At 74.8% G+C, this 3,478-nt stretch carries 3 protein-coding genes; all 3 read right to left on the reverse strand.

The genetic code is table 11. The features are described 5' to 3' along the window. Positions 1-720: LacI family DNA-binding transcriptional regulator (locus ACIQOV_RS33205; RefSeq protein ID WP_401054454.1), on the reverse strand; the 720-nt coding region annotated here is incomplete at its 3' end. A 136-nt stretch (positions 721-856) separates the two neighbouring features. Next, entirely contained in the window at positions 857-2,638 is a 1,782-nt protein-coding gene (locus tag ACIQOV_RS33210) for a glycoside hydrolase family 36 protein (RefSeq protein ID WP_401054456.1), read from the reverse strand. Between the two features lie 2 nt (positions 2,639-2,640). Beyond that, a complete protein-coding gene (locus tag ACIQOV_RS33215) occupies positions 2,641-3,453 on the reverse strand; it encodes a carbohydrate ABC transporter permease (protein ID WP_401054458.1) in 813 nt (270 codons plus the stop codon). Between the last annotated feature and the right edge of the window lie 25 nt (positions 3,454-3,478).

The raw sequence follows: 3,478 nt of genomic DNA on the forward strand, positions 1-3,478 counted from the left end.
CCCGTCACCGGCCCCCGCCCCCGCCCCCGCCGCGTCCCTCGCCACCGCGGACAGGCCGAGCCGGTCGGCCTCGGCCAGGAACCCGGCCCGCCGCGCCGCCATCCAGGGCAGCTCCTCGGCGGCCCCGAGGTAGCCGATCCGGCGGTGGCCGAGCGCCGCGAGGTGCCGCACCACCTCGGCCATCGCCGCCTCGTTGCCGATGTCCACCCAGTGCTGCGGCTGCCCGGGCCCGGTCCGTCCGAAGCTGACGAACGGGACGCCCAGCCGGGCCGCATGGGCGATCCGGACGTCCTCGTGCAGCACGTCGGCCAGCACCAGTCCGTCCACCTGACGGGCCGCCACCAGCTCGTCGATCGACGCCGCCGGGTCGGCCGTGCCCTGCCCCGGCCGGAACAGCAGCACCCGCTGCCCGGCCGCCCCGGCCGCGTCGACCAGAGCCTCCAGGAAGCCGGCCATCAGCGGGTTCGGGTCGAGCGGGTCGTCCACCGGGGCGAGGTAGCCGATGGTGCGGCGGGCGCCGCTGCGCAGCGAGCGGGCCGACTGGTCGGGCTGGTAGCCGAGTTCGCGGATCGCCGCGTTCACCCGCTCCAGGGTCTCCGGGCGGACCCGCTGCGGCGCGTTCAGCGTGTTGGAGACGGTCTGCCGGGAGACCCCGGCCGCCCGGGCGACCTCCTCGATCGTGGCGGCGCCACGGCGCGGGCGGTGCGGTCCCTCGGGCATGCGGTCCTCCAGGGATGGTCGGGGCTCGGGACGACGGGGGCCGGCACCGGTCCGCCGCCCCGAGCGGGTCGGGCCCGGCGCGGAGTCGGGCCCGGCGCGGAGTCGGGCCCGGCGCGGAGTCAGGCCCGGCGCAGGGTCAGGCCCGGCGCAGGGTCAGCAGTCCGCCGCGCGGCACCACGATCGCGTCCGCCCGGTCCAGCTCGACCTCGCCCTGCCGGACGATACGCCCCCGGGCGTCCTGCACCGTCACCGCCACCTGCCCGCGGCCGCCGGTGAGCCGGACGTCCGGGTCGGCGTCGGCGTTGGCGACCAGCAGGGTGTGCCAGTCCTCACCGGAGACGTCCACCGGCAGCGCGGCGTAGCGGGCCACCGCGACGGTGTCGGCGCCGCGCGCGGTGACCATCGGGTAGCCGAGGTCCGGGCGGGCCGGGAGCAGTTCGCCGAGCTGGAGGGTGGCGGTGTGCTCGCGGAAGACGCCGAGCCAGAAGGCGATGGCCTCGCGCTGGCCCTCGCTCTGCGCGGCGAGGTCGACGGAGACCTGCGGCACCGAGAACAGCACGTTGATCAGGTGGCAGGCGACCTGCTCCGGCGGCTCGCCCTGGTGCCACATCAGCATGTCGGCGTGGACGGGGACCGGCCCGGCCGCGAGCCGCACGTCGACGGTCCGCTGCCGATTCTCCTGCGGGCTGAGCGGGCAGTCGGTGGCGCGGATCATGGTCGCGTACGGCCACAGGCCGGGGCTGACGTACGGCTGGCGGTGCTCGATCATCGCCTCCGGATCGGCGGCGGTGATCCGCCCGCGGATCCCGGCGAGCAGCCGCTCCACGCCCTCGTCGACGGACTCGCAGTCCGCGCCGGGGCGGGCCGGCGGGGCGTCGGCACGGGCGAACCAGTCGACGAAGTCCACCTTGAGGCCGTCCATGCCCCACTCCTCGACGGCCCGGGCGAGCCGGTCGGTGAGGAAGGCCCGGACCTCGGGGTGGCGCGGGTCGGCGACGATCGCGCCCATGTGGGCGGCGTCGGCCAGCGCGAGGTGGCCGATCTCCCGGTACGCGGCGCTGTCCTTGCCGATGAACGGCAGCGCGTACCAGAGCATGTAGCGCACGCCGAGGTCGTGCACCCGCCGCACGTGGGCGGCGGTGTCGGGCAGCGAGACCGGCTCCCAGTCGCCGCAGTGGCCGTAGCCGCGGGTGCGGTCGGCGGTCATCCAGCCGTCGTCCACGATGATCACGTCCAGGCCCAGCTCCTTGCCGAGCGCGGCCTGGGTCTCGACGCCCTTGGGGGTGATGTCCTGGTGCATCGAGTACCAGGTGGAGTACGCGGGGCGGCGGGCGGCCTCCGGGATGTCGGCCGTGCGGCCCTCGCCCCACCAGGCGGCGAGGTCGGCCAGGGCGCGCCCGAAGTGCCGGCGGGAGGTGTCGATCCGGACGGTGAGCCGGTCGGTGGCCTGGGCCCAGAACCGGAACTCGCCGGTCTCCTCGACCACGCCGGCCCCGGCCAGCACGTCCGGACGCCCGGCGGCGAAGGCGCACAGGGCGACGTCGCCGGTACCGACCAGCGCGGCGATCGGCGCGCCGTTGGCCAGCGAGGTGCGGCGCGGGGCACTCCAGGCGGCGGGCAGCCAGCCGGTGCCGCGCGGCTCGGGGGTCCACAGGGCGGTGGCGTCCACGCAGGGCACGCGCCACTCGATCCGCACCTCGCCCGCGCCCTCGGCGGTCACCTCCACCACCCCGTCGGCGATGCCCCGGGCCGTGCCGGTGCCGCTCACCCGCAGGTCCAGCCCGTCGACGTACAGCCGGCGCAGGCCGCCGGCGGCGGTGGGGGCGTGCGGCTCCCAGACGTCCTCGGTGCCGGCCGTCGTCCCGCCCGTGCTCCCGGCCGTGCTCCCGGCCGTGCTCTCGATCGTGCTCTCGGTCATGGTCAGCCCTTCGTGGCGCCGGCCAGCAGGCCGGAGATGAACTGCCGCTGGAGGACCAGGAAGAGGACCATCATCGGCAGGGTGGACAGCGCGGTGCCGGAGAGGATCGCGCCGTAGTCGGTGTTGGACTTGTTGCCGTGCAGCGTCGCCAGGGCGACCGGCAGGGTGTGCATCTCGGGGCTGCGCAGGGCGATCAGCGGCCAGACGAACTGGTTCCAGGACCCCAGGAAGAGGAAGATCGACAGCGCCGCCAGCACCGGCCTCATGACCGGCACCACCACGCTGAACAGCACCCGGATCTCGCCCGCGCCGTCGACCCGGGCGGCGTCCAGGAGTTCGTCCGGCAGGCTGCTCAGCGACTGCCGCATCAGGAAGATGGCGAACGGCACGCACAGGCCGGGCAGGATCAGCGCCTGGTAGGTGTCCAGCAGGCCGAAGTTCGTCATCATCTTGAACAGCGGTACCAGCGTGACCTGTTCGGGCACCACGAGGGTGGACAGCAGCAGTGCGAACAGCAGGGTGCGGCCGCGGAAGCGGAACTTGGCGAAGGCGTAGCCCGCGAGCAGCGCCACGACGAGGGCGCCCAGCGTCTGGACCCCCGCCACCAGCACGGAGTTCCCGATCACCCGGAGCAGGCCGATCTTCTGCTGCAGGTGGCTCAGGTTCTCGCCGAGGCTCCCGCCGGGCAGCAGCTTGGGCGGCCAGTCGAAGACCTCGGTGTCCTTGCGGGTGGCGGAGACCACCAGCCAGTAGAAGGGGGCGATCGACAGCCCGGTGATGCCGGCCAGGAAGAAGGTGAGCGGCCAGCCGCGCAGCTTCTTGAGGGGGTTCGCCCTCCTG

Source organism: Kitasatospora sp. NPDC091257 (genome assembly GCF_044757675.1).
GTDB classification, from domain to species: domain Bacteria; phylum Actinomycetota; class Actinomycetes; order Streptomycetales; family Streptomycetaceae; genus Kitasatospora; species Kitasatospora lactacystinica.

Excerpts from the sequence above, each read along its gene's own strand:
- ACIQOV_RS33210 (WP_401054456.1), bottom strand. The coding sequence starts at position 2,638 with ATGACCGAGAGCACGATCGAGAGCACGGCCGGGAGCACGGCCGGGAGC.